The sequence below is a fragment of the Symplocastrum torsivum genome, assembly GCF_059505465.1.
This window is the reverse complement of the sequence record NZ_JCACKQ010000115.1, coordinates 125227-151175: the sequence shown is the minus strand read 5'-3', so window position 1 is coordinate 151175 and position 25949 is coordinate 125227. Positions and strand designations below refer to the sequence as shown.

The 25949-nt window shown below is 46.3% G+C and carries 26 protein-coding genes and 1 riboswitch; of the genes, 19 read left to right on the top strand and 7 right to left on the bottom strand.

The window, feature by feature from the left end; all coding sequences use genetic code 11:
- Positions 1-2 precede the first annotated feature (2 nt).
- Entirely contained in the window at positions 3-206 is a 204-nt protein-coding gene (locus AC5JL3_RS28260; RefSeq protein ID WP_496077618.1) for a hypothetical protein, read from the top strand.
- Here AC5JL3_RS28260 and lspA read toward each other — a convergent pair.
- The 3 genes from lspA to bioB all read right to left on the bottom strand — a co-directional run bounded on the left by lspA (position 193) and on the right by bioB (position 2622).
- Positions 193-672, bottom strand: coding sequence for a signal peptidase II (gene lspA / locus AC5JL3_RS28255; protein ID WP_496077617.1), 480 nt, complete (start codon positions 670-672; stop codon positions 193-195). The genes AC5JL3_RS28260 and lspA overlap by 14 nt on opposite strands.
- Positions 673-753: 81 nt before the next feature.
- On the bottom strand, positions 754-1335 hold the full coding sequence (locus tag AC5JL3_RS28250) for a biotin transporter BioY (RefSeq protein ID WP_496077616.1): 582 nt from the start codon (positions 1333-1335) through the stop codon (positions 754-756).
- Positions 1336-1533: 198 nt separating this feature from the next.
- Positions 1534-2622: a biotin synthase BioB gene (gene bioB, locus AC5JL3_RS28245; protein WP_496077682.1), complete on the bottom strand. Its 1089-nt coding sequence runs from the start codon at positions 2620-2622 to the stop codon at positions 1534-1536.
- A gap of 209 nt (positions 2623-2831) precedes the next feature.
- On the opposite strand from bioB, the gene AC5JL3_RS28240 reads away from it, so the two are divergent.
- The 4 genes from AC5JL3_RS28240 to pstB all read left to right on the top strand — a co-directional run bounded on the left by AC5JL3_RS28240 (position 2832) and on the right by pstB (position 7067).
- Positions 2832-3899, top strand: coding sequence for a PstS family phosphate ABC transporter substrate-binding protein (locus tag AC5JL3_RS28240; RefSeq protein ID WP_496077615.1), 1068 nt, complete (start codon positions 2832-2834; stop codon positions 3897-3899).
- A 397-nt stretch (positions 3900-4296) separates the two neighbouring features.
- Complete coding sequence (pstC, locus tag AC5JL3_RS28235; RefSeq protein WP_496077614.1) at positions 4297-5238, top strand: phosphate ABC transporter permease subunit PstC; 942 nt, start codon at positions 4297-4299, stop codon at positions 5236-5238.
- Positions 5238-6155: a phosphate ABC transporter permease PstA gene (gene pstA, locus AC5JL3_RS28230; RefSeq protein ID WP_496077613.1), complete on the top strand. Its 918-nt coding sequence runs from the start codon at positions 5238-5240 to the stop codon at positions 6153-6155. Before pstC ends, pstA begins: the two co-directional genes overlap by 1 nt.
- A gap of 81 nt (positions 6156-6236) precedes the next feature.
- The gene (pstB, locus tag AC5JL3_RS28225) at positions 6237-7067 is read left to right on the top strand and encodes a phosphate ABC transporter ATP-binding protein PstB (RefSeq protein ID WP_496077612.1); all 831 of its coding nucleotides are present in this window, start codon (positions 6237-6239) and stop codon (positions 7065-7067) included.
- Positions 7068-7176: 109 nt separating this feature from the next.
- Here the strand turns inward: pstB and AC5JL3_RS28220 are convergent, their stop codons facing one another.
- The gene (locus tag AC5JL3_RS28220; RefSeq protein WP_496077611.1) at positions 7177-8454 is read right to left on the bottom strand and encodes a glycosyltransferase; all 1278 of its coding nucleotides are present in this window, start codon (positions 8452-8454) and stop codon (positions 7177-7179) included.
- 158 nt (positions 8455-8612) lie between these two features.
- Positions 8613-8763: riboswitch (cyclic di-AMP (ydaO/yuaA leader) on the bottom strand.
- Positions 8764-9338: 575 nt separating this feature from the next.
- Here AC5JL3_RS28220 and psb27 point away from each other — a divergent pair.
- Together psb27 and AC5JL3_RS28210 are read left to right on the top strand one after the other, a co-directional pair.
- Positions 9339-9743: a photosystem II protein Psb27 gene (psb27, locus tag AC5JL3_RS28215; protein WP_192221381.1), complete on the top strand. Its 405-nt coding sequence runs from the start codon at positions 9339-9341 to the stop codon at positions 9741-9743.
- A 229-nt stretch (positions 9744-9972) separates the two neighbouring features.
- Positions 9973-11466: a family 10 glycosylhydrolase gene (locus AC5JL3_RS28210; RefSeq protein WP_496077610.1), complete on the top strand. Its 1494-nt coding sequence runs from the start codon at positions 9973-9975 to the stop codon at positions 11464-11466.
- Between the two features lie 232 nt (positions 11467-11698).
- Here the strand turns inward: AC5JL3_RS28210 and leuS are convergent, their stop codons facing one another.
- Entirely contained in the window at positions 11699-14260 is a 2562-nt protein-coding gene (leuS, locus tag AC5JL3_RS28205; protein ID WP_496077609.1) for a leucine--tRNA ligase, read from the bottom strand.
- Between the two features lie 212 nt (positions 14261-14472).
- Between leuS and AC5JL3_RS28200 the strand changes: the two genes are divergently transcribed.
- Entirely contained in the window at positions 14473-14907 is a 435-nt protein-coding gene (locus AC5JL3_RS28200; RefSeq protein WP_496077608.1) for a gamma-glutamylcyclotransferase family protein, read from the top strand.
- A 255-nt stretch (positions 14908-15162) separates the two neighbouring features.
- Here the strand turns inward: AC5JL3_RS28200 and AC5JL3_RS28195 are convergent, their stop codons facing one another.
- Positions 15163-15387, bottom strand: coding sequence for a Uma2 family endonuclease (locus AC5JL3_RS28195; RefSeq protein ID WP_496077607.1), 225 nt, complete (start codon positions 15385-15387; stop codon positions 15163-15165).
- Positions 15388-15451: 64 nt separating this feature from the next.
- Between AC5JL3_RS28195 and AC5JL3_RS28190 the strand changes: the two genes are divergently transcribed.
- The 11 genes from AC5JL3_RS28190 (at position 15452) to AC5JL3_RS28140 (ending at position 24518) form a co-directional block, all read left to right on the top strand.
- Positions 15452-16261 (top strand): class I SAM-dependent methyltransferase, encoded by an 810-nt coding sequence (locus AC5JL3_RS28190; RefSeq protein WP_496077606.1) that lies wholly within the window; start codon positions 15452-15454, stop codon positions 16259-16261.
- A gap of 108 nt (positions 16262-16369) precedes the next feature.
- Complete coding sequence (locus tag AC5JL3_RS28185) at positions 16370-16624, top strand: hypothetical protein (protein ID WP_496077605.1); 255 nt, start codon at positions 16370-16372, stop codon at positions 16622-16624.
- Positions 16625-16667: 43 nt separating this feature from the next.
- Positions 16668-16865, top strand: a complete 198-nt coding sequence (gene rpmI / locus AC5JL3_RS28180) for a 50S ribosomal protein L35 (RefSeq protein WP_192221388.1) — start codon at positions 16668-16670, stop codon at positions 16863-16865.
- 116 nt (positions 16866-16981) lie between these two features.
- Positions 16982-17338 carry a 50S ribosomal protein L20 gene (gene rplT, locus AC5JL3_RS28175; RefSeq protein WP_192221389.1) on the top strand — a complete coding sequence of 119 codons (357 nt, stop codon included), beginning with the start codon at positions 16982-16984 and terminating at the stop codon, positions 17336-17338.
- 167 nt (positions 17339-17505) lie between these two features.
- The gene (locus AC5JL3_RS28170; RefSeq protein ID WP_496077604.1) at positions 17506-18237 is read left to right on the top strand and encodes a transporter substrate-binding domain-containing protein; all 732 of its coding nucleotides are present in this window, start codon (positions 17506-17508) and stop codon (positions 18235-18237) included.
- A 33-nt stretch (positions 18238-18270) separates the two neighbouring features.
- Complete coding sequence (locus tag AC5JL3_RS28165) at positions 18271-18798, top strand: tetratricopeptide repeat protein (protein ID WP_496077603.1); 528 nt, start codon at positions 18271-18273, stop codon at positions 18796-18798.
- 371 nt (positions 18799-19169) lie between these two features.
- Positions 19170-20024, top strand: coding sequence for a tetratricopeptide repeat protein (locus AC5JL3_RS28160; RefSeq protein ID WP_496077602.1), 855 nt, complete (start codon positions 19170-19172; stop codon positions 20022-20024).
- A 248-nt stretch (positions 20025-20272) separates the two neighbouring features.
- Positions 20273-20650 (top strand): response regulator transcription factor, encoded by a 378-nt coding sequence (locus tag AC5JL3_RS28155; protein ID WP_192221393.1) that lies wholly within the window; start codon positions 20273-20275, stop codon positions 20648-20650.
- Between the two features lie 75 nt (positions 20651-20725).
- Entirely contained in the window at positions 20726-22153 is a 1428-nt protein-coding gene (locus AC5JL3_RS28150; protein WP_496077601.1) for a sensor histidine kinase, read from the top strand.
- Positions 22154-22336: 183 nt separating this feature from the next.
- Positions 22337-22648 carry a hypothetical protein gene (locus tag AC5JL3_RS28145; protein WP_496077600.1) on the top strand — a complete coding sequence of 104 codons (312 nt, stop codon included), beginning with the start codon at positions 22337-22339 and terminating at the stop codon, positions 22646-22648.
- A 142-nt stretch (positions 22649-22790) separates the two neighbouring features.
- Positions 22791-24518 (top strand): succinate dehydrogenase/fumarate reductase flavoprotein subunit, encoded by a 1728-nt coding sequence (locus AC5JL3_RS28140; RefSeq protein WP_496077599.1) that lies wholly within the window; start codon positions 22791-22793, stop codon positions 24516-24518.
- 167 nt (positions 24519-24685) lie between these two features.
- On the opposite strand, the gene AC5JL3_RS28135 is transcribed toward AC5JL3_RS28140, so the two are convergent.
- Positions 24686-25630 carry a tetratricopeptide repeat protein gene (locus AC5JL3_RS28135; protein WP_496077598.1) on the bottom strand — a complete coding sequence of 315 codons (945 nt, stop codon included), beginning with the start codon at positions 25628-25630 and terminating at the stop codon, positions 24686-24688.
- Between the last annotated feature and the right edge of the window lie 319 nt (positions 25631-25949).

The following is a 25949-nucleotide window of genomic DNA, read 5'->3' as shown; positions in this document are numbered from 1 at the left end:
TTTTGCGTGTCATTCTAGCAGACCCTCAAAAGGCGTATTGGGGAATCGGTTTGCCCTGTGGTTACACGTTGGGTCGGGTGTTGGGATTCGGCAACATTGGGTTGTGGTGGAGATTTGCGATCGCTCTTGCTGTGGCAGCAGGTGTTCTAATGAATGGCTTCCAGTTCAATGTTGGGACGAATTGTGAATTGCTTAAGATCGCCTAGAGTTAGATGCTGAGGGATTTTGCCTAAAAGTTGCAATCAGCAAGCAGATAATACCGATATTGATAAAAACATCTGCAAAATTAAAGACAGGAAAACGAATCAGACGAAAATCTAGAAAATCGACAACATAACCAGCAACAAATCGGTCAATGCCGTTGCCTAATGCACCTCCCAAAATGAAGCCATAGCCTAATTGCTCAACAATATCCAGTGATGGACCAAATAAAGCGAGTGCCATCAAACCCAAGCTTACAATTAAAGACAACCAACGTAACCAACCGCTTCCTTGGCTAAATAGACTAAACGCCGCACCAGTGTTTGTTACATAGGTTAAGTGAAATACACCCGACCACAAGGGTAAAGTCTCAGTAAGCTCAAAATTTTGTACGACCAAGTATTTGGTTAGCTGATCCAAAATCAGACTGGTAACAGCAGCAACCCAGAAGAAGCGGTTTTTTAGGCGCATGGAAATTGGTTAATGGTCAGTGGTTATTCGTTATTTGTTATTCATTAGTGGCAAAGTTAACTGACAACAGACAATGAACTCTTAATAAAACATGAGTTGCCGTAGGGCAAAGGCTAAAACTGTAACAGCACAGACCACCACTAACTGCCCTGGTAGGGGATAAATTGAGTATTTCATGATTGCCTGTAGTAAAGGCATACCTCCAATTGTTGCCCAGTTGATGATGTGGAAAATAATCAAGTAGCCCAAACCATAGAAATGGATAGTTAGGAGACCACAAATGCAGCTAAAGGCTAATGATTCAACACGCGGCGGCATCCGAAAGGCGAAAAAACCACAAACCCAGGCACCTGCAATAAAGCCCAGTAAGTAACCAAAACTTGGCTCTTTGAGATAACTGATACCACCGCCTTGGGTAAAGACTGGAAGGTTTAAACCTATTACAACGTAAGCAATCTGAGACAGGGCACCAGCAGTTCTGCCACCTAAACAAGCCGCGAGTAGCACTGCCCCGATTTGAAAGGTGACACCGAGGGAGGTTGTGTGGATACCTTGCGCTGACCAATTCCACGGTGGATTAGTGACAAATGCTTCCACAAAAGTGCCACCAATGGTTAGCAGTAAGCCAATCAATGCCCATAGAAGTTCATTGGGAGCAGACACAGTCAGCTAGGGCCTAGAAGCCAAAACGGTAAAAAGTAAAAGGCAATCATAGATTAAGAAAGAGAGAAAGAAGAGAAACGGCGGATACAGCACAAAAGACTATTGAACATAAGTCTGGCTTGTATCGGAAAGATCTAATTTTATACTCTCTCTTGCATCTCTCTCCCTCTGCTTGAACGAATGCCAACTTCTTATTACCTAAGAAGACGGGTACTCTCCGGGAATTGGTGCCTCACCACCTGTTAGTCCCAAGGATTCGAGCATGGCATGGTCTTGCTCTGGTGGTTGCCCCATTGTGGTGAGGTAGTGCCCGATCAGCATGGCATTTATCCCGGATTTCAGCCCTAAGGCTTGCAGTTCACCCATAATCGCTTCTCGCCCTCCGGCATAGCGGAGGATTTGCTGTGGTAGGATGAGCCGGAAAATTGCGATCGCCTTTAATGCTTCATAAACATCTAGTTTGGGGCGTTCTCCCAACGGTGTGTCAGAGCGAGGATTTAGCAGGTTGAGTGGCACTGATTCCACTTCTAGTTCTCGTAGCGCCAGGGCTAACTCAACCCGATCTTCCCAAGTTTCCCCCATCCCGATGATGCCACCTGTACAAGCTTGGATACCAGCGGTTTTCAAGTTCTTGATCGTCGCCACGCGATCGCGCCAGCTATGGGTTGAAACGATTTCTGGGAAAAAGTTCTCCGATGCCTCTAAATTATGGTTGTAGCGCGTCACACCAGCTTCTTTAAGCGCTTGCGCCTGTTCTGGTGTTACTTCTCCCAGCGCACAGCAGGGCTTGATGCCAGTTTCGGTAATGATTTTTCGTACTGTATCCAGAATTTGTTCAAACTCTGGAGATTTAGGGCTATTGTACTTCGGTCCACGCCCCTGACTAACCAAACAAAAGCGTTTCGCCCCGGCTGACTCAGCCGCTTTCGCTTGAGCGAGAATTTCTTCCTTGGGCTTCAGACCATAGATGGGGGAATCTTTCCCAGGATGGTGTGCTGATTGGGCGCAGAAGCCACAGTTTTCTGAGCAGTTGCCTGACTTAATGTTGACGATACTGCACAAATCGACTGTATTTCCACAGCAAGCTAAGCGTACTTGGTCAGCGGCTTCGCACAGCCGCAAAATGTTTTCTTGCCCTTCGATCTGAGTTAGAGCGATCGCTTCTTCTCGATTGATGCGATCGCCTTTGATAATTCGCTCGGTTAAATTTTGCAGCCACTTGTTCAGCGATACTTGAGAGTTTTCAAGTTTCTCTTGTGTACTTGACAAATGACTAACGTTAGACAAAGGTGCTTGAACCACACTTGCCCCTTTGATAATGGGATTGAAACGCAGTGATCATACCACTTTTACAGAGCTACTATAGTTTAGTAGGTCACCTAAATCATAGAAATACGCAATACAAGCCCTATTTTAGGCTTATCCTTAACCTTGCCTTTACGCTCACGCGATAAGCTGCGAGGAGTGACCCCTATAATGAAAATTCGGAAAGTTCCATGTTGTCCAAAAAGACTCATTTAGTATCCCTGGCATCCGTAGCCACTTTAATGGTAGGGATCGCTTCTTGCGGTGGTAATCAGTCCTCTGCTCCTTCTGGCGATGCAGGCGGCAGTAGTCCAGCCGCTGGTACTGCCGCTGGCTCTAACTTGTCTGGTCAAGTACAGGCAGATGGCTCTAGCACAGTGCTTCCTATCATGGAAGCCGTGGCGGAAGAGTTCCAAAAAGCTAATTCTGGGGTTCAGGTTACAGTAGGTTCCTCTGGTACTGGCGGTGGTTTCAAGAAATTTTGCGCCGGTGAAATCGATATCTCTAATGCTTCTCGTCCCATTAAGGAAGAAGAGATTGAACTCTGCCAGAAAGCCAATATTGAGTACATTGAAGTACCAGTTGCCTATGATGGTCTCTCGGTTGTCGCTAACCCCCAAAACAACTTTGCTCAGTGCCTTAAAGTTGATGAACTCAAAAAAATGTGGGAACCGGCATCTCAGGGTAAGGTTTCTAACTGGAGCCAGGTTCGCTCAGGTTTTCCCAATCAGCCTCTAGCACTTTACGGCCCAGGTACTGACTCTGGTACCTTCGACTACTTCACTGATGCCGTTAATGGCGAAGAGGGTGCAAGCCGAGGCGACTATACCGCGAGTGAAGATGACAATACTTTAGTTCAGGGTGTTTCTCAAGACCAGGGTGGGCTTGGCTACTTCGGCTACGCCTACTATGAGCAGAACAAAGATAAGATTAAACTAGTGGAGATTGATAGTGGAAACGGCTGCGTTGCGCCCAGCCCACAGACAATCGCTGATGGTACTTATGCACCACTATCACGACCTCTGTTTATCTATGTCAAGAAAGAAGCGGCAGCACGTCCAGAAGTTAAGGCTTTAGTTGATTTTGCGCTTGCAACAGACAATAAAGAGCTAATCTCAGAAGTAGGATACGTTCCTTTACCCGATGATACTGTAGCTTTAGTTAAATCACGTTTCGAGCAAGGTAAAGTAGGTTCAGCGTTTGGGGGTAAGGAAGCAGTAGGCGTTACGATCAAAGAACTGCTAGAGAAAGAGAAATAGAGCCTGCTCTTAAGCTGAGACAAGAAAGTGGGGAAAGAAAAAGAGATAAAACTCATACTCTATCCCGCCGGGGTACTTTACACTTAGAGGCAACCTCCAGAGTAGGAAGTACCCCTAACTCACCGGAAATAGCTTGAGATTCTGGTGTTTAATACCAATTGGTTTTAACAATGACACTATAACCAGGATTCATGGACAATTGAGCACTCAACTATAGGGCTAAGGTGAGAGCAATCTGCGGTTCACTATCGCTTGTGAGGGAAAAGAACGAGCTTTCACCTTTCTTCTAAGCTTAAAGTAATAAGACTAATGAACCTTGAATAAAAAGCTATTGACCCAATTGTGACAAGATTTTGACTAAATGGTATTACCCTTTTTTATGAGGTTCCCTTTATAAATGCCTACGAATTCGCAATCCTTCGAGTCGCCTGATTCTGGGATGTTCCGCCCAAACAGGAAGACGGCTAAGCTCGTTGAGCAAGTTGTAAAGAGTATTTTTGCTATTTTTGCGTTCTTATCTGTTGTAACCACGATCGGTATTATCCTAGAGCTGATTTATGAAACAGTGGAATTCTTCCGGGAAGTGCCGCTGTGGCGTTTTTTGACGGATACGGCGTGGACACCCCGTTTTACAGACAAACAGTATGGAATTCTTGTCCTGATTAGCGGTACGTTTCGCACCTCGCTGATTGCAGCTCTTGTAGCGTTGCCCCTTGGTCTTTTAGCAGCAATTTATCTGAGTGAGTATGCCTCTCCTAAGCTGCGTCGCTGGTTAAAACCGGCTCTCGAAATTCTAGCAGGCGTGCCGACTGTTGTATTTGGCTACTTTGCACTGTTGACTGTGACCCCTTTTTTACGGTTATTCATTCCTGGATTGCAAGGATTTAATGCCTTGAGTGCTGGCTTGGTTGTCGGGATATCAATTCTCCCGGTTGTTGCTTCCCTGAGTGAGGATGCGATTTATGCCGTGCCGCGAAGTCTAAGGGAAGGTAGCTATGCGTTGGGGATGACCAAGCGTGAGACTATTACAGGTGTTGTGTTACCTGCTGCACTATCGGGAATTGTCGCTTCATTTGTTTTAGCAATTTCCCGCGCAGTTGGGGAAACGATGATTGTTACCGTTGCGGCTGGACAGAACCCGCAATTGGGACTTAACCCGTTCGTCGCTGTTCAAACTATGACTGCCTACATTGTGGCAACGAGTAAGGGAGATATTCCAACAGGTTCGCTTGAATACAGAACACTGTTTGCTGTCGGGATGACCTTGTTCTTGATTACCTTAGTTCTGAACATCTTTACCTTTTGGTTTGTCCGTCGCTTCCAGGAGAAATACGATTAATGGCACAAGACGCACAACCTGTATCGCAAGCTGTTTCCTCAGAAGATGCAAGGTTCAAGTTAAACCTACCTAAGCGCTATAACTTTGATCGATTATTTGCGATCACTGCACTTGTTGCCACCCTAGTTGGCTTGATAGTGTTACTACTCTTACTCATTGATGTTCTAATCGATGGTCTTCCTCGCTTAGATTGGCAGTTTCTTACTAGTTTTTCCTCTCGCCGTGCTGCGAGAGCTGGAATTCTGGCACCCTTGGCAGGTAGTATTTGGCTGTTGTTCTTAGTTGCTTTGATTTCCTTCCCCCTAGGAGTTGGCGCTGGAATTTTTCTAGAGGAATACGCAACGGATAATATTTGGACTCGGATTATCGAAATCAACATCGCTAACTTAGCCGCTGTTCCTTCAATTATTTACGGGTTACTGGGTTTAGGCGTTTTTGTACGCTTAATGGAACCGATTACTGGAGGACGTAGTATCTTAGCCGGGGCTTTAACCTTGAGCTTGTTGATTTTGCCAATCATCATTGTGGCAACTCGCGAAGCATTGCGGGCAATTCCAGGAAGTCTACGTCAAGCGGGTTATGCTCTAGGAGCAACGCGCTGGCAAGTGATTCGGGAGCATACCTTTCCCCAGGCTCTACCCGGTATCTTGACAGGTACAATCCTTGCACTTTCACGCGCGATTGGAGAAACAGCACCGCTAATTGTTGTTGGTGCTTTAGCCTATATTTCGTTCACCCCAAATGGATTGCAAAGCCAATTTACAGCTCTACCGATTCAGATTTTTGACTGGGTTTCCCGTCCTCAAACGGATTTCCATAATAATGCAGCGGCAGCAATTATCGTTTTGATGATTTTGCTATTGCTAATGAATTCCACAGCAATCTATCTGAGAAATAAGTTTCAGGTCAACAGATAGTTAGGTATCAAATATTAGACTTTTTCTCACATCGATACCTTGCTCCTAACACTGCTTTTCTTTCTATACTTTCTTGATTCTATGCAGCCTAAATCAGTTACCAATTCTTATAGTTCATCGACAGCTACAGATGAAGCTGTTTTACGAGCGGTAAATGCCTCTGTTTACTATGGCTCATTTTTGGCAGTTCAGGATGTCTCTCTTGATATTTTCAAAAACAAAATTACAGCTTTTATTGGTCCTTCAGGTTGTGGTAAGAGTACACTACTCAGATGCTTTAACCGCTTGAATGACTTAATTTCTGGAGCACGGGTGGAAGGGAGAATTACGTTCCAAGGCGAAAATCTCTACGACAAAAAGTTTGACAACCGCATTGAGGACGTGCGTCGCCGCATTGGTATGGTCTTTCAAAAACCGAACCCGTTTCCCAAGTCAATTTATGAAAACATTGCCTTTGGTGCCCGTATCAATGGCTATCAAGGCAATATGGATGAATTGGTTGAGCGAAGCCTTTCTCAAGCCGCTCTCTGGGAGGAAGTGAAAGATAAGCTCAAACAGAGTGGTTTGTCGCTGTCTGGAGGTCAACAACAGCGTTTATGTATTGCACGCGCTCTAGCAATTCAACCTGAGGTGCTACTGATGGATGAACCTTGTTCTGCTCTCGATCCCATCTCCACACTTAAAGTCGAAGACTTGATGCACCAGCTTAAGGAGAAGTACACGATTGTGATCGTGACTCACAATATGCAGCAAGCTACACGAGTAGCTGATATGACTGCCTTTTTCAATGCCAAAGCAACTGATAAAGGTGGGAAACAGGGCTACTTAGTTGAGTTTGACCAAACAGAAGTTATCTTCCAAACACCAAAGGAAGAAGCAACACGGGATTATGTAAGCGGACGCTTCGGTTAAGCTACTGATAAAGCAGCTTCGCTATCAGCGTTCACTCGTCAGCTTTGGGGGCAACCACGAAGGATTGCCCCTACATTTTTAGGCGATTAGTATGCAGCGCTAAAAGTTCTTAGGCGGCTACTTGAGAGGTTTTGGCAGAAACAGGCGCATTTTGAGAAATTAGTTTCTCATACAGGCATCCAAGCCAGGATGCCACACTATCCCAACTCATGGCAATTTCTACCCGTTGCCGACCTGTTTCCCCAAGTTGCTCTCCCCAAGCCGGGTTTTCGAGGATACGGTCAATTGCTTCGGCAAATGCGGCATCATCTTTGGGCGGTACAAGTAAACCTGTGACTTCTGGCACGACGGTAAACTGCAAGCCTCCAACCTTACTGGCAACGACGGGTGTCCGACAAGCCATTGCTTCAATTGCCACTAGACCAAAGGGTTCATAATGACTAGGTACGACACAAACATTTGCGGCGGCGTAGTAAATCGGTAAGTCGGATTCGGTAAGTCGTCCAGGGAAGGTAGTAATTGCTTCTATACCCAGTTCTTTAACAATACTCTGGATGCGATCGCGTTCAATGCCATCGCTCTCTCCCGAACGAGCACCACCCCCAATGATCAATCTCAAATCACTAGTTCCACGCAACTTAGAGGATGCGATCGCTCTTACTAGTGTCTCAATTCCCTTACGCCGATCAAACCGTCCAACATACAAGGCGACTTTCGCGTCTTCAGGAATCCCCAACTCACCCCGTGCCGTCAGCCGATCAACTGAACCTAAACGCTCAATATCAGTGCCACAGGGAACCATTTCAATTGTTCCTTGGGTAGAAACGAGCTTACGCATGTGTTCCCCTTCTTGGGGACTCGTTGCAACCACGGAATCCACAGTTTCTAAACAGGTTTTTTCTACCGCTAAGCGCGTTGATGCGATCGCAGGTAAGTCACTAACTGACCGATACTTCACCGCTCCTAAAGAGTGGTAAGTATGTACCTGTACCAAAGATTGGTGCTTTTTTAATTCCATCCCAACCCAAGAAGATAACCAATAGTTGGTATGAACTAAGGGATATTGAATACCTTCTTGTTTCTGGAATGCTAGAAATTGCTGAACAAACTCTGGCAGGTAGTTAAAGACAGTATCTCGACCAATAAACTTTTGTGGGCCTGCTGTTAAGCGGATTGTCCGACAGTTCGGTGCATGTTGAACGATAGCGGATTGATCAGGACTGATTCGACGGGCGAACATGTCCACAGACCATCCTTGCTGAGCGAGTGCTAATCCAACTTGGCGCACATAAACGTTTTGCCCTCCAGCCTCTTCTTGACCAATTTCCGCTGCTGGATCGCCACTAACAGAAATTAAGGCAACACGATTCTTTTGATTCACGAACATAGTAGATTTTCACCTCATGGGTAGCTTCCCTGCCTCAGACCCAGGAGTTGACACGAAAATTTCGGCTCCTCAGAGTCTACAGGCAGGTGCAACGAAGCGGACAGTTACCAGCCAAGGACACTGACGAGAACACACAATAAATCTAAAGTGTTGTACTTTCAGTCTCCTCTCCATGCCTACGGAGTTAGCTGACGGGCTAGGACTGAGAGATGTCCTTCTCCTTATTTCCCCCGTTCTCAGAACGAAGTGAAATTGGAAGATTTGCCCCAGGAAATGGTTCCCCCGTTCCAGATTCTGCTTGCGAAATGAACCTTTATTGAAGCAGAAAATAAATTAGGCTGACTTATTACTATGTATGATTATATTAGTATTTTTTAAATAAATCAATATCTCACAAAATTTCTTTTTCTGAAGATTTGCTACTTTATATGGCGATATTCGCCTGAGCTAAGGAACATGGATTAAACAATTTACCAACGGCAAAGCCTGTATAGGCATGGGACGGTCATACTTCTACCCAAAGAATTGAGGTTTATAAATCCATGTTCCCTAACAGTCAAATCAGGTTGTCTCATGCGCTGATTATCAAATTGATTTGAAGGGAAGCTGGGCGAACCTCAAGGATAAATCGGGGAAATTCAATAATAGTGTTCTGATGCAACATGAAAACACTAATAGCTCTCTGTTCTCCTCAATGCTGTATCAGATTTTGCTTTTCTTCAGACCTTGTTAAAAAGGTAGAAAGCTCAATAAACGTAACTTTTCCTTTGCACTTACTCCCCATTCCCCACTTCCTCCTCCCTCTTTCCACTGATCCCTGAGTGCGCCAATCCAAGATAGGATCAGTTCTAATTTTGAAATTTCATTTGTCGTTAATCATGCATATGAAGCGCTACTTGTCACGTCTTCTTGCCCTTGTCTTGGTTGCTGTCATCGGTCTGATGGGATGTTCCTCAAACAGCAGTACCACGGGATTGACTGGGGATTACCGTCAGGATACATTTGCCTTGTTGCAGAGTTTGAGAACAGCGATTGAATTACCGGAAGATGCACCAGAGAAGGCAGCAGCGCAAGCAGAAGCGCGGGGGAAAATTAATGACTTTGCCTCTCGCTATCGTCGAGATAGCTCTGTCGCAACACTTAGTTCCTTTACCACGATGCGAACGGCATTAAATTCTCTGGCAGGTCATTACAGCTCTTATCCCAACCGTCCTCTCCCGAAAAAATTGAAGACACGCTTGGAGCAGGAATTTCAACAAGTCGAGAATGCTCTGAAGCGAGGGTCATAAGGAAGCGACACAAATGTGATCGCGATAACTTAAGCTTAAAACACCAATGGGGTAAGGGTTTGAGCAGTCAAACCCTTCTTTTTTGTGAAAAAATCCTCTTAAGATTGTCCGGAATCGTGAGCCAGAGCCACGAAAGGAAAATTAGCTGAAAAATGTTATATTTGCCGATCTGTTAGCAGTCTGCTAAGACTGAGGACGCCCACGTTCAATTCTTTTGTGGTTTGTAGGAATGTCAAATGGTTTTCTGAAAGGGACGCGATACAGACAGCGTCTCTATCGTGCCGCAGTTGCCACACTCGTGACCACTAGTAGTCTAGTCAGTCAGTCTTGGTGGTTGACGCAAACAGCTCAAGCTCAAACACAGGCATATTGCCAGTTCTCCAACGCGGCGATCGCTGAAAAAGAAAACTTACGAGTCAGCGCCCTAAAAGGCAATGCAGATTCCGATAAACGCTACAAAGCTCTTTTAAAACAACACGCTGACTACTTGCGGCAATGCCGTGATCGCACTTGGCCGAATACCCAAGCCATTTGGTTGCGCTTGTACCCTTGTGATGTTCGTGCAGGATCGATCGATGAGATTCTAGATCGCATTGTTAACCGAGGCTACAACCAAGTCTACGTTGAGGTGTTTTTTGACGGTCAGACACTCTTACCCGTATCAGAGAATCCAACACCTTGGCCCTCAGTTATACGAACACCTGGAAGCGAGAACGTTGATTTATTAGCTCAGGCGATTCAAAAAGGGCATGAGCGGGGGTTACGGGTGTATGCCTGGATGTATACGATGAATTTTGGCTACTCCTACGCCCAGCGTTATGATCGACAAGGCATACTCGCTCGCAACGGTCGAGGCGAAACCAGCTTATCCTTCGTCAAGGATGGCTCCCAAGCCTTCATTGACCCTTACAGCCAGCAAGCCAAGACTGACTACTACCAGCTCGTTCAAGCGATAGCAAAGCGACGCCCTGACGGCATTTTATTTGATTACATTCGCTATCCCCGTGGTTCAGGCAGCGATTCCGTTGTTACCAAAGTCCAAGATTTATGGATTTATGGAGAGGCGGCACAAAAAGCACTGTACGATCGCGCCCTCAACAACAAGGGACGAGAACTCATCGCCCGCTATATCCGTCAAGGTTCGATTAGCGATGGCGACATTGCGGCTGTAAATCAACTCTACCCAGGTGAGGGGCCTGCCCTCTGGCAAGGTCGTACCCCCTCACCGACAGAGACAGTTGCCACGCTCAAATGGCAACTGTGGCAACTCAGTGTTGCTCACGCTGCCCAAGGTGTCATTGACTTTCTCTCTTTAGCCACCCTTCCCGCTCAACGCAGTGGAATCAAAGCAGGAGCCGTATTTTTCCCGGATGGGAATCAAGGTGTCGGTCGAGGTGGATATGACTCCCGACTCCAACCTTGGGATCGATTCCCCGGTTCAATTGAGTGGCATCCAATGTCTTATGGTGTCTGTGGTAATAGTAATACTAGCTGTATCGAATCGTTGGTCAAGCGAGTTGCGGATCGAGCGCCTGGTAATACTCAAGTCATACCTGCACTGGCAGGCACTTGGGGACGACCTGTGAGTAATCGCCCATCCTTAGAAGCCCAGATGCAAGCAATCCGCCGTGTCGCTCCGCAAATCAATAGCGTGAGCCATTTTGCTTATTCCTGGCAAGACCCTCAGTCTGATCGCGATCGCAAATTCTGTCAGATTCAGTAGTTACTAGCTATAGCAGATGGCAGAAGGCTTGACTTCTGCCAAAAGCTGGTGCTTTTTGGCGACATGACAGTCAGCAAGGGTTTAAGCCTCTCCACCAAAATCTTTGATTTGGTGGATTGCATTGGTAACAGGTCTCGTTGCTCTCACCATATTGCATCCATAAAAGCCGTCTGCCTTCTTCACGCTTGCTAAGTTGCTCTAGAGACAAGGGGGAGCAATACTCCCCCAAGGTCTAAGCCACCACAAAATTCACCAGCTTGCCAGGGACAACAATTACCTTTTTAATCTCCTTGCCCTCCAAATAGCGCTGGGCAACTTCCGAGTCACGAGCGTACTGTTCCAATGCTGCACGGTCAGATTGAGCAGGTACAGTTAGAGTGCCACGAGTCTTGCCCATGATTTGAATCACCAAGGTAATTTCATCAGCAACCAAAGCCGCTGAATCAACTTCAGGCCAAGTTTGGGTATGAACTGACGAACTATGACCCGTTATCCGCCACAACTCCTCAGCAATATGAGGCGCGAAAGGGGCTAAAAGCAATATTAGGGCTTCAATCCCTTCTGCATATACGGCTGAATCTTTGCAGCCTGCATCAGTTAGAGCATTACTGAGTTTCATCAACTCCGAGACACCCGTATTAAATTGGTACTCATCCGCTAAATCTTCAGTAACTGATTTAATTGCGGTGTGGATTGCCCGTCGCAAGTCTTTTTCAGGTTTGCTTAAATCACCATCCCCAGAGGAAGGCTTTGCACCCTGATGCGTGGCAAAATCTGTTACCAATCGCCAGACACGGTTGAGGAAGCGAAACTGTCCTTCTACATCCGTTTCTTCCCATTCCAAGTCTTTTTCTGGGGGTGCCTTGAAGAGGATAAACATCCGTGCGGTATCAGCCCCGTACTTATTAATCACGTCTTGCGGCGCGACCCCGTTGTACTTGGACTTCGACATCGTTTTGTAGGAGACTTCCAGCTTTTCCCCCGTTTCCGGGTCTTTGGGGTCACTGGGATCTACTTGGTCAGAAGGAATCCATTTACCCGTTGTCGGATTCATGTAGGTTAAGCCCTGAACCATACCCTGAGTTAGGAGGCGTTGGAAGGGTTCGTCAAAGTTGAGCAATTTGCGATCGCGCAATACCTTAGTAAAGAAGCGCGAGTAAAGTAGATGCAAAATCGCGTGTTCAATCCCACCCACATACTGATCAACTGGCATCCAGTCATTCGTTTTGGCAGGGTCAAAAACTTGTGACTCGTTCCTTGCATCGGGATAGCGCAAGAAATACCACGAGGAATCTATAAACGTATCCATCGTGTCCGTTTCCCGCTTCGCTGCTGTGCCACAACTCGGACAGGACACATTTACCCAATTCTCCAACTGTGCCAAAGGAGAAGCACCCTTACCCGTAAACTCAATATCCTCTGGCAATCTCACAGGTAAGTCGGATTCTGGAACCGGAACAATTCCACACTTAGGGCAGTGAATTACAGGAATCGGCGCACCCCAGTACCGTTGTCGGGAGATTAACCAATCTCGCAGGCGATACTGTATCCGGGCCTTGCCATAACCTTGTTTTTGGGCGAAATCAATAATTGCCTGTTTCCCTTCAACAGACGCTGTGCCATCAAACTCACCTGAATTCGCCATAAATCCAGGATTGGTGTAGGCTTCCTCCAGTGGCTTGGCTTCATCGCCTTGTTCTGGAACAATAACAACTGTGATCGGGAGCTGATATTGCTTGGCAAATTGGAAATCTCTGGTATCGTGAGCCGGAACACCCATCACTGCCCCCGTACCGTACTCATACAGCACATAGTCAGCAATCCAGATGGGGATTTCTTCTCCTGTAAAGGGATTAATCGCTTTACCACCAGTAGGAATACCACGCTTGGGCTTATCCTCTGCTGTGCGTTCCAACTCGCTTTCTTCCCCAACTTCTTGAATAAACGCTTCAACCGCTGCTTTCTGGTCGGTTGTAGTCACTTTGGGCGTTAGAGGGTGTTCTGGTGCGAGGACAACGTAGCTAACGCCGTAAACCGTATCTGGACGAGTTGTAAATACACCGATTTTTTCATCCAAGCCAATAATGGGAAATTCCAAATAAGCCCCGACTGATTTCCCAATCCAGTTGGCTTGCATCAGCTTTACCCGTTCGGGCCAGCCTGTCAATTTATCTAAGTCATTGAGCAACTGTTCGGCATAGTCGGTAATCTTGAGGAACCACTGCCGCAACAACTTGCGCTCAACTTTTGCACCGGAACGCCAGGAACGACCTTCACTATCAACTTGCTCGTTTGCCAATACCGTCTGATCAACAGGGTCCCAGTTAACCGCTGCTTCTTTTTGGTAAGCTAGTCCCGCTTGGAAAAATTGCAAGAAAATCCACTGCGTCCACTTGTAATAGTCCGGGGAACAAGTAGCAACTTCGCAGTTCCAGTCGTAGGAAAGTCCTAAACGTTTTAACTCAGACTGCATCTGAGTAATGTTTTGATACGTCCACTTGGCGGGATGAACGCCACGCTGTATCGCGGCATTTTCCGCTGGCAACCCAAAGGCATCCCAACCCATTGGATGTAGTACCCGATAGCCTTGCATCCGGCGAACCCTAGCAATAACATCTGTAATCGTGTAGTTACGGACATGACCCATGTGCAGGTTGCCCGATGGATAGGGGAACATAGACAGGGCATAAAATTTCGGCTTATCTTTCTCTGTGGGGGTCTGGTCTAAGCCTTGCTCTGCCCACGTCTCTTGCCACTTTTCCTCAATTTCTGCTGGGTTATAACGGGACTCCACAGTATCGCTCCTACTGGATTCGCTCTCTTCCTTTTGCTTGTTGTATTCTGACACATCCCTGATGGGGATTTGTGCCTGTATGACTATTGAATAATACTGACTACTTGTTAAAGAAATTTCTCTTGAAGTCGGTTTATTTTTTCTTTGAGTGTTTTTATCTTGTTATTCATGACTTGCGAATCGTTTCAATACTACAAATACAATACATTCTCTTGAGTGAGCCAACTTTGAGTAACTTAAAAGTTTTTGTCTACGGCACGTTGAAGCCTGGGGAGTACAACTATCAACGCTACTGCGAGGGTAAGGTAGTAGAGGAGAAAAGAGCGATCGCATTTGGTCAACTGTTCGACCTCCCCTTGGGTTACCCGGCAATGACACCGGGCGAAAGTCCAGTTCAGGGTTTCGTACTGACCTTTTCTAATCCAGCTTTTTTAGATGTCTTAGATGAATTAGAAGATTACAACCCGCATCGGACACCAGAAGAGAATGAATACATCCGGCAGCAAATCGAAACTTACAACCTATCTGGACAATCGCTAGGGCTTGCTTGGGTTTATTTAATGACAGTTGAACAGGTGCAGCGTTTTGGAGGTGTCCTGATGCCCTCTGGGTCGTGGAGTGGCTACGTTGACACGCTCACCCCGTAAGTGTTGATAGATTCTACTTTACTAAACTGTCGTGTCAGAAACGTTGCACAAACACTGACTTGCCTTTTCTCGTAGTTGCTCCCTTACCCACTTACGCCAAGCACGGATAAAGGTAGTATCATCCTGAGTTTCTGCTTGCTGCAAAAATTGATTGATAATTTCGACAGAAACAAAAGGAAACGTTTGGCTATCGTTGCAGAGATTGTAAGTTCCTGCTTGTCGCTGGTGAATTTGTACCGTCCGCCCCAGATAACGCTAAACTTCAGGAACGCCTAGCTGCCTGTAAATTTCCAATCTTCTACTAGAGGGACTGGTAATATCAACCTCAATCACTAAGTCAGGTGCAGGATCGTGAGTAAGGTCTACTGTCCTTCCTTGGATGCGGTCAACGTTTTGGATATAGTAGCAAGAATCTGGTTCTGCTCCATGCTGCAAATCTTCTCGATTCAGTGTTGTTGAACCAAATGCTTTTATCGGCAAGTCTTAGTGCGCTAGCGCTCACGCAACGCACCCTACAAGCTTTGAAAACCAGCAGGAACCAATTGTGCTGACAAAAATTTTTCTTTTTCTTCTAGAGTTATCTCCTGTTGTTAAACGCACTTTATGGCGTTGGTGGTATCAGTTCCTTGCTAACTACTACCAACAACCTGATTGGAGATTTATGAATTATGGATTTGTACCTCTGGAACCGAATGTAAGTGAATTAAAGTTGGCAGAGGAAGATGAAAATGATCGTTATTTCATCCAACTCTATCATTATGTTGCAACTGCTGTAGATTTGAAAGGAAAACAGGTTTTAGAAGTTGGCTCAGGCAGAGGTGGTGGAGCTGCTTATGTGGCACGATCCTTAAAACCAGATAGGATGACAGGGATTGATTTTTCGGATAATAATATTCAACTATCTCGCAAAAATTACCAACTACCAAACTTGTTTTTTCAACAAGGGAATGCTGAATTTTTGCCATTTGATGATGAGGTTTTTGATATAGTGTTGAACGTCGAATCCTCACATTGCTACGGCTCAATGGAAGACTTTGTTAAAGAAGTGAACAGGGTGCTAAAGCCTGGAGGTATTTTTTCCTGGGCTGACTTCCGTTCCGTTGATGAGGTAGTAGCTCTCCAGCAGATTTTTGAACACTCCGGACTTAAGCAAATTAAAGTTAATGAGATTACTCCGAATGTTTTACGAGCGTTAGAGTTAATGGATGAAAGCAGGCAGAACTTTATTCAAACTAACTCACCTCCTTTCCTCAAAGGCGCTTTACAAGAATTTGCGGCTGTGAAAGATAGCAAAGTGTATGAGAGTTTCCAAACAAGTGAAATACTTTATTTGAGCTATGTGTTTGAGAAATAGAGTTAAGGAAATATTACAAGCGGTTTTGCCACTTCCTCCCCTCCTCACAAGAAGTAAGCTTCCGTGCGACTCTTCTGTATGGTCTATTCGACACGAACACGAAAGCGAATGAATCCAAAATTATTACCAACAGAATTAGAAATATTACCGAGAGTTACAAGGATAGCCCCACGCGGATTGACTGGATCTAGGCAGGCAGAATCGGTTGGCAGGGGGGCAAGTGGTGAGAAAAAGCTGCCAGCATCAGTATCCAACCCGTTGGTTTGTGCAGTATCAGATCGGGAAGGCTTCTATGCGAAGACAGGTCTGTTCAAAGCTAGAGCGCGATTTGATACTAAATCGCCGTTTGCCTTGCTGTCCTAGATAGTAGTACGATAATAGATTGTGTCCTTATTAAAATTAGTCGATGCCTAAACTAAAAACTCGCAAAGCTGCCGCAAAGCGTTTTAGAGCGACAGGCAGTGGCAAAATTAGACGCCGCAAAGCGTTCAAAAACCACATGCTAGAACACAAAAGCTCCCAACGGAGGCGCCGTCTGTCTCAGTTGTCGTTGGTAGATGAACGCGATGCAGGAAATGTACGTTTGATGCTGCCCTATTTGTAAAGATTAGGAATGAGGCGCTAGCTAAAGAGCAACCTGCTTTCTCGCTAGCCTCCAAACCTCAAAGAAACACTAGTCTTAACCACTAAAAACCAACAACTAACACCTAATAACTAGCCATGACACGGGTAAAACGCGGGAACGTCGCTCGTAAACGACGCAAAAAAATTCTCAAACTGGCGAAAGGCTTCCGGGGTTCACACTCCACTCTCTTCCGTACAGCCAATCAACAAGTAATGAAGGCGTTACGCAACGCCTACCGCGATCGCAAGAAGCGCAAGCGGGATTTTCGACGCCTTTGGATTACTCGCATCAACGCAGCAGCCCGTCAGCATGGTGTTAGCTATAGCCAACTGATGGGTTTGATGAAAAAAGCCAATATCCAGATCAATCGCAAGATGCTTGCTCAACTAGCTGTACTCGATCCAGCTAGCTTTGGCAAAGTGGTGGAACTAGCTTCCCAGCCTAGAGGCTAAGGAGTTGGGAAAAGAGAGTAGAGGCGTTACCTGTAGCGTCTCTACATGAGCTTCATTGCTTCATTAAACCTCTACACTAGTTCGCAAACTTGGATTTCCGTTCAAGGTACACCATGGGGTTTAGCCGTAGGTTCTTTAGCTTTAGTTTAGTAGCGGGATTCGTAGCCTTGTCTTTAGTTGCCCTAGCGCCAGTGCAAAGTGCTGAACTAGATGAGATTGAAGAACGAGGTAAGTTGATTGTTGCTGTCAAAGATAATCTCCGTCCGCTAGGTTTTCGTGATGCTGCGGGTAATCTGCAAGGGTTAGAGATCGACTTGGCGAAGCATCTAGCGGAAGAACTCTTAGGGAATCCTGAGGCTGTTGTTTTGCAGCCGGTGAAGAATGTTGATCGGCTCGATGCGGTACTAGAGGGAAAAGTTGACTTAGCGATCGCAAGAGTAACCGCAACGGATTCTCGTTCCCGCTTAGTGAACCTCAGTAGACCTTATTATCTGGATGGCACTGGTTTAGTAACCAAAGATCGCTCGATTGCCAAATTGAGTAATGTGGCGACAGGTACGATTGCGGTACTCAATGGCTCTAGCACAATTGCTGTTGTAGATTATGCCTTACCAGCGTCGAAGCTGGTGGGGGTTGATTCCTACCAAGAGGCGCGATCGCTTCTAGAAAGTGGTGAGGCGATCGCGTTTGCGGCTGACAACAGTGTCCTCACAGGTTGGGTGCAAGAATATCCTGAGTATCGGCTGTTGCCTGTGCGACTTTCCGGGGAAGCCTTGTGTGTCGTGATGCCGAAGGGATTACAGTACAATCCTTTAAGGCAACGGGTGAATGGAGCGATCGCTCGTTGGCAAGCATCAGGGTGGCTAGCACAACGGATTGCCGCTTGGGGGCTACCATAAGATCATATTGAAGCCTTATAGTTTCACGTAATCATGGAAAATTCACTTCCTATTATTTATCTGTCTGTCTTGCTAGTGATACTTGCCAGTGCTGGTTGGGCGGTAGTCCGTCAAGTCCTTAAAACTCGTAAAGTCGAGACAGCACTCTCTCGACTGGAAGGAAAGCTCAAGAAAGAGCGAGGAACAGTTCAAGAGTATTACGAGTTGGGCAGCATTTATACGGATAAGAAACTCTTCGCCCAAGCCATTGTTGTACTCCAAAAAGCGCTAAAGGGTGTGGACAATGAGGAAGAAAACCTTTCTCCTGTCCACAATGCCCTTGGCTTTGCCTACTTTTCACAAGAACAGTACGATATTGCGATTCGCGAGTACAAGGAAGCGATAAAGCTAAATCCAGGCTATATTACGGCACTCAACAACCTGGGTCATGTTTACGAGCGCAAGAAGCTAACAGCGCAGGCTTTGCAAACCTACGAAGAGGCGTTGAAATATGAACCCGATAATCTGATCGCAAAAACCCGCGCTGAATCGCTACGAAAACGGCTTGTGACTTCTGCCTGAAGCGGAAACAACCACTTAGTTTGGATAAAGAACACTTTAGAGACACTCCTTCCTGAGGGGGTGTCTCTTGTCATAATCCAATCAAACTCAGCATCTAGTTACGCGAAAACTCAAAGGCGAATGGATAAGGTTAGCTGATTTAGTACCTATTAGACATATTCACTTAACACATAGACGACTCTTTAGGTAGACGAGCCGGAAAAGTTACAGAATTAACTTTTTAAATAGAAGCTTCAAGAATATGTCATTAGCGCTCTAACTGATGTAGCTTCTTCAAGTTCAAATCTTTTTAAACTAGCAAGATCTGTTCAATTTTTACCAGACTGCTTGAAACCTCAAAGTGCTTTTAGCATAATACTCAGGATATAGCCATGAAGGCAAAAAATCAGAAAAATTCAGTTACAAAACTTGTTAGCTTGATAGGCGTTGCTAGTGCTAGTGTTTTTCTCGCTTTGCCAGCCTTAGCACTCGCCAATTCCAACTCTAGTAGCTTTGATAGCTCTCTCAATAAACGCGATCGCCGAATTGAATCTACTGGGAGAAGCGGACAATTATTAGCTCAGGGTACATCAGGAACTGGTGGAACAGGCGCTGGTGGTACGGGCACTGGTGGAACAGGTTCTGGTGGCACGGGTGCTGGACAAACTGGCACTGGCGGCACTGGCGGCACGGGTGCCGGACAAACTGGCACGGGTAGAACCGGGGCTGGTCAAACCGGCACGGGTGGAACGGGCACTGGTCAAGGCAGTACTGGCGGAACCGGGGCTGGTCAAGGTGGCACAGGCACAGGTACAGGTGGCACAGGTACAGGTGGTACAGGCACTGGTGGCACAGGTGTTGGTCAAGGCGGTACAGGTACGGGTGGCACAGGCGCGGGTCAAGGCGGTACAGGCGCTGGTGGCACAGGTGCTGGTCAAGGCAGTACAGGTACGGGTGGTACAGGCGCTGGTACTGGTCAAACTGGCACTGAGCAAAGGGGTTCTGGGCAAACAGGTACTGGTCAAACTGGCGCTGGGCAAGCTAATGGTCAGCAAGATGCATTTACTCAATACATGAACGCTGGGTACACGGCAACCCAGCTAAGAGACTACCAAACTGCTTTGGCTTACTTTCAAAGGGCGCTTCAGCTACGTCCTAACAACCCTTATGCCACACGAGCGGTTAGCAATGTACAAGGTTATCTTCGCCGTGGCACCACTACACCAACTAATCAGGGCAACCAATAGTTAAGAATTCTGGTTTTCATTAGCTTTGCTGGGGTTGTAATTACAATCCCAGCATTTCTATGGAACAAAAACACTCAGGTATTTACAGATAAAGGAGTGATATCCAGATCTGAGTTCAAGCAGTTGTTTCGTAGAAGAACTTACCGTAGTAGAAAGCAATTTCTTTCTGCTTAGTATTTTATGGTGAAAATGTCTAAAATTTGGATTCCGCTCTCTTAGGTATACTTTACCTAGGAGGGTAAAGTTATATGACACAAGTTTTACTAGTTGATGATGAAGAGGCATTGCGAGCTAGCCTGAGCTATGCCTTAGTTAAAGAAGGTTACCAAGTAACAACGGCAGCGGATGGTCGAGCGGCTCTCAAACTATTTCATAAAGAGGTGCCAGACATCATCATTTTGGACTTAATGCTACCAGAGATAGATGGCATGGAAATCTGCTGGCGCATCAGAGCATTTTCTAAAGTACCAATCATCATGCTGACAGCTAAAGACCAGGACATTGATAAAGTTTGGGGCTTAGAAGCAGGTGCAGATGACTATATCACCAAACCCTTTAACACCCGTGAACTCCTAGCACGCATAAAAGCTGTTTTACGGAGCCGTGCGTCTGGTCAAAACTCTTAATAAGTTCTCATTGTCAAAGAGTACAACAAGCAGGTTGAAAATTTCCAACCTCTGACCTTTAACCTTTAACTTCTAATGGATTGGTTACCAATTCGTATTCGCTGGAATTCAATTTACCAAAAACTGTTAGTCACTTATGTGGCGCTCACGGTCTTAGGAACCTCTATCCTGGCAGGCTACATTATCCTGTCTTTCTACGGCTATTTCATGAGTATGAGGCAGGCTGATTTAGATGCCTGGTCTACTGCCCTCAGTGAGAGCATAGCTGACGAGTTGGAGGAAAATAATTTCAAGCGAGTAGAAGTGATAGTGCAACGTTATGGGGCGCGTCAATCCGTTACTCTGCGCCTCTTTACGCCAGAGGGTCGCCTACTGGTCACGTCTTCTCCCCAGCTAGATCGACAGGTAGCTGATTGGAAGACTGTTCCTGGAATGAAGGAGGCGCTTCAAAATAAGCCAGCGCAAGGGGTAGCGAAAGGTATCCTGTCAAACGATGACCGATTATACACAGCACGACCTATATCCCGTAACGGTCGCCGACTGGGTATCCTACGAATGTCGATAACGCTAGAACAGTTCCAGCGTCAGTTTCGCATAGTTATTTTCACACTTCTAGGAGCGCTCGTGGTGACGGTTGTGCTCTGTGCCTTCATTAGCGAACGTCTTGCCCGCAATATGGCAAATCCAATTAAGGCGATGCGTAATTTTGCGATTGACGTGGGCGGTGGTCATTTAGGAGACAAGTTGAACATCCATCGAAGGGATGAACTTGGTCAATTAGCGACTGAGTTGAACCGAATGAGTAAACGGTTAGCTTCTCTTGATCAAGAGCGACGTGCCTTTCTGGCTAATGTATCTCACGAGCTACGCACTCCAGTCAGCAACGTCTATGTTACTTTGGACGCACTTGCTAGTGGTGCTGATGAGGAACCAGAGTTACGCAGTCGCTTTATCCAGACAGCGCAAGATGAGACAATGCGTCTCTCCCGACTGATTAAGGATTTACTGGATTTAGGACGATTAGAAGCGGGTGTCACCACACTGGAACAACAGCCTATTCGAGTGCGAGATCTAATGAATCGGGCTGTACGAGCGATCGAGTCCCGGATGCACTCCAAGAATATGACAATCGTCGCAGACGTTCCTGATCTTGAGATAGAGGGTGATCCAGAAAGGCTCTTACAAGCGTTTCTAAATATCCTGGACAATGCTCTCAAGCACTCGGTACAAGATTCTACAGTCTTTATCTCAGGACAGGTAGAAGGGAACCAAATTACTTTGAAAATCCAAGACCAAGGATTAGGAATCAGCGATCGCGATCTTCCTCATATTTTTGAACAGTTCTATACAGGAGACCGTTCGCGTCAAGGCAGTGGAACAGGTTTAGGGCTTGCAATCGCCCGACGCATTGTAGAAGCACATGGCGGAAAGATAACCGCTAGTAGCACTGGCAAAGGGGCAACGTTCACTATTAGTCTTCTACTTAATGCACCCTCTTGTTAACTTGTTCACCACGGTCAGGATAAGAAAGTCGGTCATTAGTTACACTCCAAAAAAACTCCCTGCTCATATAAAGCGAAATTCGTAAACTTATGTTTCAAGCCGCTTAAAAATATATTGAGAAATGACCCAAATCTGAATACGACGCTTATCCTTAAAATTTAAAGAAATGTGTCGAGGGAAATCATGGATAAATTTAGCAGATACCGCTTTAGCTGCACCCTAAGCTTTGGTGACATATATGGACAAATCATCGTTTGGTTAATCGTCATTTTCTTCAGCCTCGCTTCTGCACTAGCTCTTTGGAGTGCTGATCGCCAAATCTATGCCTTAGCGACTGTTGGGTTAATTTTGGTGCTGTCTCTGCCTTTTTTGGTCTTTGCCTTCGTAACCACACTACTAAACCATATTGAGCTTTCTCCGATGCAAGAAGGCGAGACGAGTGAGACAACTCAAGGAATTCAGCCTGTCCAGAAACCAGCCCAAGTAGCCAGTTAAAGAGTCATTTTTAAGTAGGGCCGGTGTCCCGTGCTTATCCCTACTCCGACAAAGAATTAAGAAGTTCCCCCCCCTAAAGGCGGGGAATTTTTATTAGTGCCAGGATAAATACAGCAAAGAATTCTAGAGATCCAACTAAAGAATGCGAGAACACGATGTCGTTATTGTTGGTGGCGGATTAGCCGGATGTCGCGCTGCCTTAGAGATTAAACGCACTGACCCGACGCTGGATGTAGCCCTCATTGCCAAAACTCACCCCATTCGTTCCCACTCTGTCGCTGCCCAAGGCGGGATGGCGGCAACGCTGAAAAATGTGGACGCTGACGATACTTGGGAAGCCCATGCTTTTGATACGGTTAAAGGTTCTGATTACCTGGCAGACCAAGATGCTGTTGAAATTCTCACCCGTGAAGCCCCAGATGTTGTTATTGACCTAGAACACATGGGAGTGTTGTTCTCCCGTTTGCCTGATGGTCGGATTGCTCAACGGGCGTTTGGAGGGCATTCTCATCGACGTACCTGCTACGCAGCAGATAAAACCGGACACGCCATCTTACACGAATTAGTGAACAACCTCCGGCGTAACGGTGTCCGTATCTACGAAGAGTGGTACGTGATGCAGCTGATTTTGGAAGATGCCCAGGCAAAAGGTGTTGTGATGTTCAACATCCTAGACACCAATCTGGAAGTGCTACGGGCAAAGGCAGTAATGTTTGCCACTGGTGGCTATGGACGAGCATTTAATACAACCTCGAATGACTATGCCTCGACGGGTGACGGTTTAGCCATGTCAGCCGTTGCAGGTGTACCACTAGAGGATATGGAGTTTGTGCAGTTTCACCCAACAGGTTTGTATCCAGTGGGTGTATTGATTTCCGAAGCGGTGCGAGGTGAGGGGGCGTATCTCATCAATTCAGAAGGCGATCGCTTTATGGCGACTTACGCGCCTAGTAAGATGGAACTTGCTCCTCGTGATATCACCTCAAGAGCGATTACCCGTGAAATCCGTGCGGGTCGTGGTATTCATCTGGATGGCAGTGCTGGTGGTCCGTTTGTCTATCTCGACTTGCGCCACATGGGACAAGAAAAGATTATGAGTCGGGTTCCCTTCTGCTGGGAGGAAGCGCATCGATTACTCGGTATTGATGCTGTCCATCAGCCGATGCCAGTCCGACCAACTATCCATTATTCGATGGGAGGAATCCCTGTCAACACGGATGGACGAGTGCGTAGTGGTGCTGATGGGTTAGTTGAAGGCTTCTTTGCGGCTGGTGAAGCTTCTTGTGTCTCAGTGCATGGCGCAAACCGTCTAGGGAGTAATTCTCTGTTGGAATGTGTTGTTTATGGGAAAAGAACAGGTGCTGCGATCGCACAATATATCCAAAACCGTAAACTGCCAGATATTAATGAGCAATCCTACCTTAATGCGGCTTACTCACAAATTACTGCCCTGTTTAATCAATCTGGAACCATCCGAATAGGACAACTGCGTCAAGCTTTCCAAGACTGCATGACTGACTACTGTGGTGTCTTCCGCAGTGATGAGTTAATGCGCGAGGGCTTAAACCAGCTGCAACAGTTGCAACAGCAGTACCAGCAGATTTACTTGGACGACAAGGGCAACTGCTGGAACACAGAAATAACTGAAGCTTTGGAACTTCGTAATTTAATGCTTGTTGGAGAAATCATCCTCACGTCTGCCCTAAATCGTCAGGAAAGCCGTGGGGCGCATTGCCGCGAAGACTATCCTGAGCGAGACGATACCAATTTCCTCAAGCACACTCTCGCTTACTACTCACCAGCAGGCATTGACCTGCAATATAAACCTGTGAGTATCACTTTGTTTGAGCCAAAAGAGCGGAAGTATTAATTGGGAATTGGGGATTGGGGAAAACTCACATTCCGCTCTTCAAGAGATTCTATGAAGTGGGCTTACGCCGGAACATTTGCTGTGTTATGCAGTGCTACGCGCCTACCTGCCAACGCGAATACGAACATGAAAGTCCCATTCCCCATTCCCCATTCCCCATTCCCTAATTAGGGACTAGCACTAGGTAATGGTTCTGGAAAATCTGGTGTAGCGTTAGCTGGTGAGTTAGTAGGGGCTGGTGTTGTCCCTGTAGGCGGAGAACTGTTAGGGGCTGGTGTTGTCCCTGTAGGCGGTGAACTAGTGGGGGCTGGCGTATCGCCTGATAGCTGCTTAACTTGGTCTTTGTACTGAGGTGGTGCTAGGGAAACAGCGGTTGTGAATAGAGGTTTTGCTTCTGCGATTTTCCCTTGTTGTTTCAGAACTAATGCTTTAGCTAGGACAGGGCGAAAATCTTGTTGATTGGCTTTGATGGATTCATCATAGACAGCGATCGCTTGTGTGTAACGCTGCTCAGCCGCATAGATTTGACCTAACAATAGCTGTACTGAGATAACATCCACACTTCCTGGCTGAATCTCATTAACTTGTGTTGCAGTTTTGAGAGTATCCTGCAATAGCCCGATTGCCGCTTCTGGACGATCTTGCTGGATTAACAGACTTACGAGTCCTTGAAGTGCGTTCAAGTTACCAGGCTTTGAAGCAAGAATTGTGCGGTAGGTTTGAGCTGCACCTTCGCGATCGCCTGTTTGCTGCTTGGCTTGAGCCAGCAAGACGGCATAATCAGTTTGGTCAGGATTCAGCTTGGCTAGCTGTTCCAAGGGAGCGATCGCGCCTTGGACATCCCCTTGCTGTAGTCGCACCTCCAAAAGCCCTTTTAATGCTGTAACATTTTGTGGCTCTCGTTGTACAACCAGTTCGTAACCTTTGGCTTGAGCTTCCAGTTCTGCTTTCTTGTCTGCTGAAATGCTTGGTGTAGCTGCTGGTGTAGTTCTCGCTGAGGGTTCACTCCCCTCAAAGATACTGCCCAGTAAAGGAACCATCGAAAAACCGACAAATGCCAGCACAGCTAGCACCAGCACCACATTGATCCAGGGATTGCGCTTTTGAGACACAAAAATTCTTTGAACTCTATATGACATTATTAACTGACACGAGAGATTTTCCAGTTGTCTAAACTGGAAGCGTGCCAGAATATTGGCAGAAATGAGCCTAGCTATAATCGAGTGCGGGCATCTCCGATTAAAGATTCCATAAACTTTGCGGATATACCAGTCATCTCACTGCATTCTGTACAATGAGCAGACTGATAGCAAGCTCTCTCACCTTCCGGCTTTTTGTGAGCTTTTTTTTAAGAGCATTGTTTCTTAGAGTTGCCCCAAATAGCTGGATTGTTTTCAAAACCATGCTGATGATATCAGCGAAACTCCCACA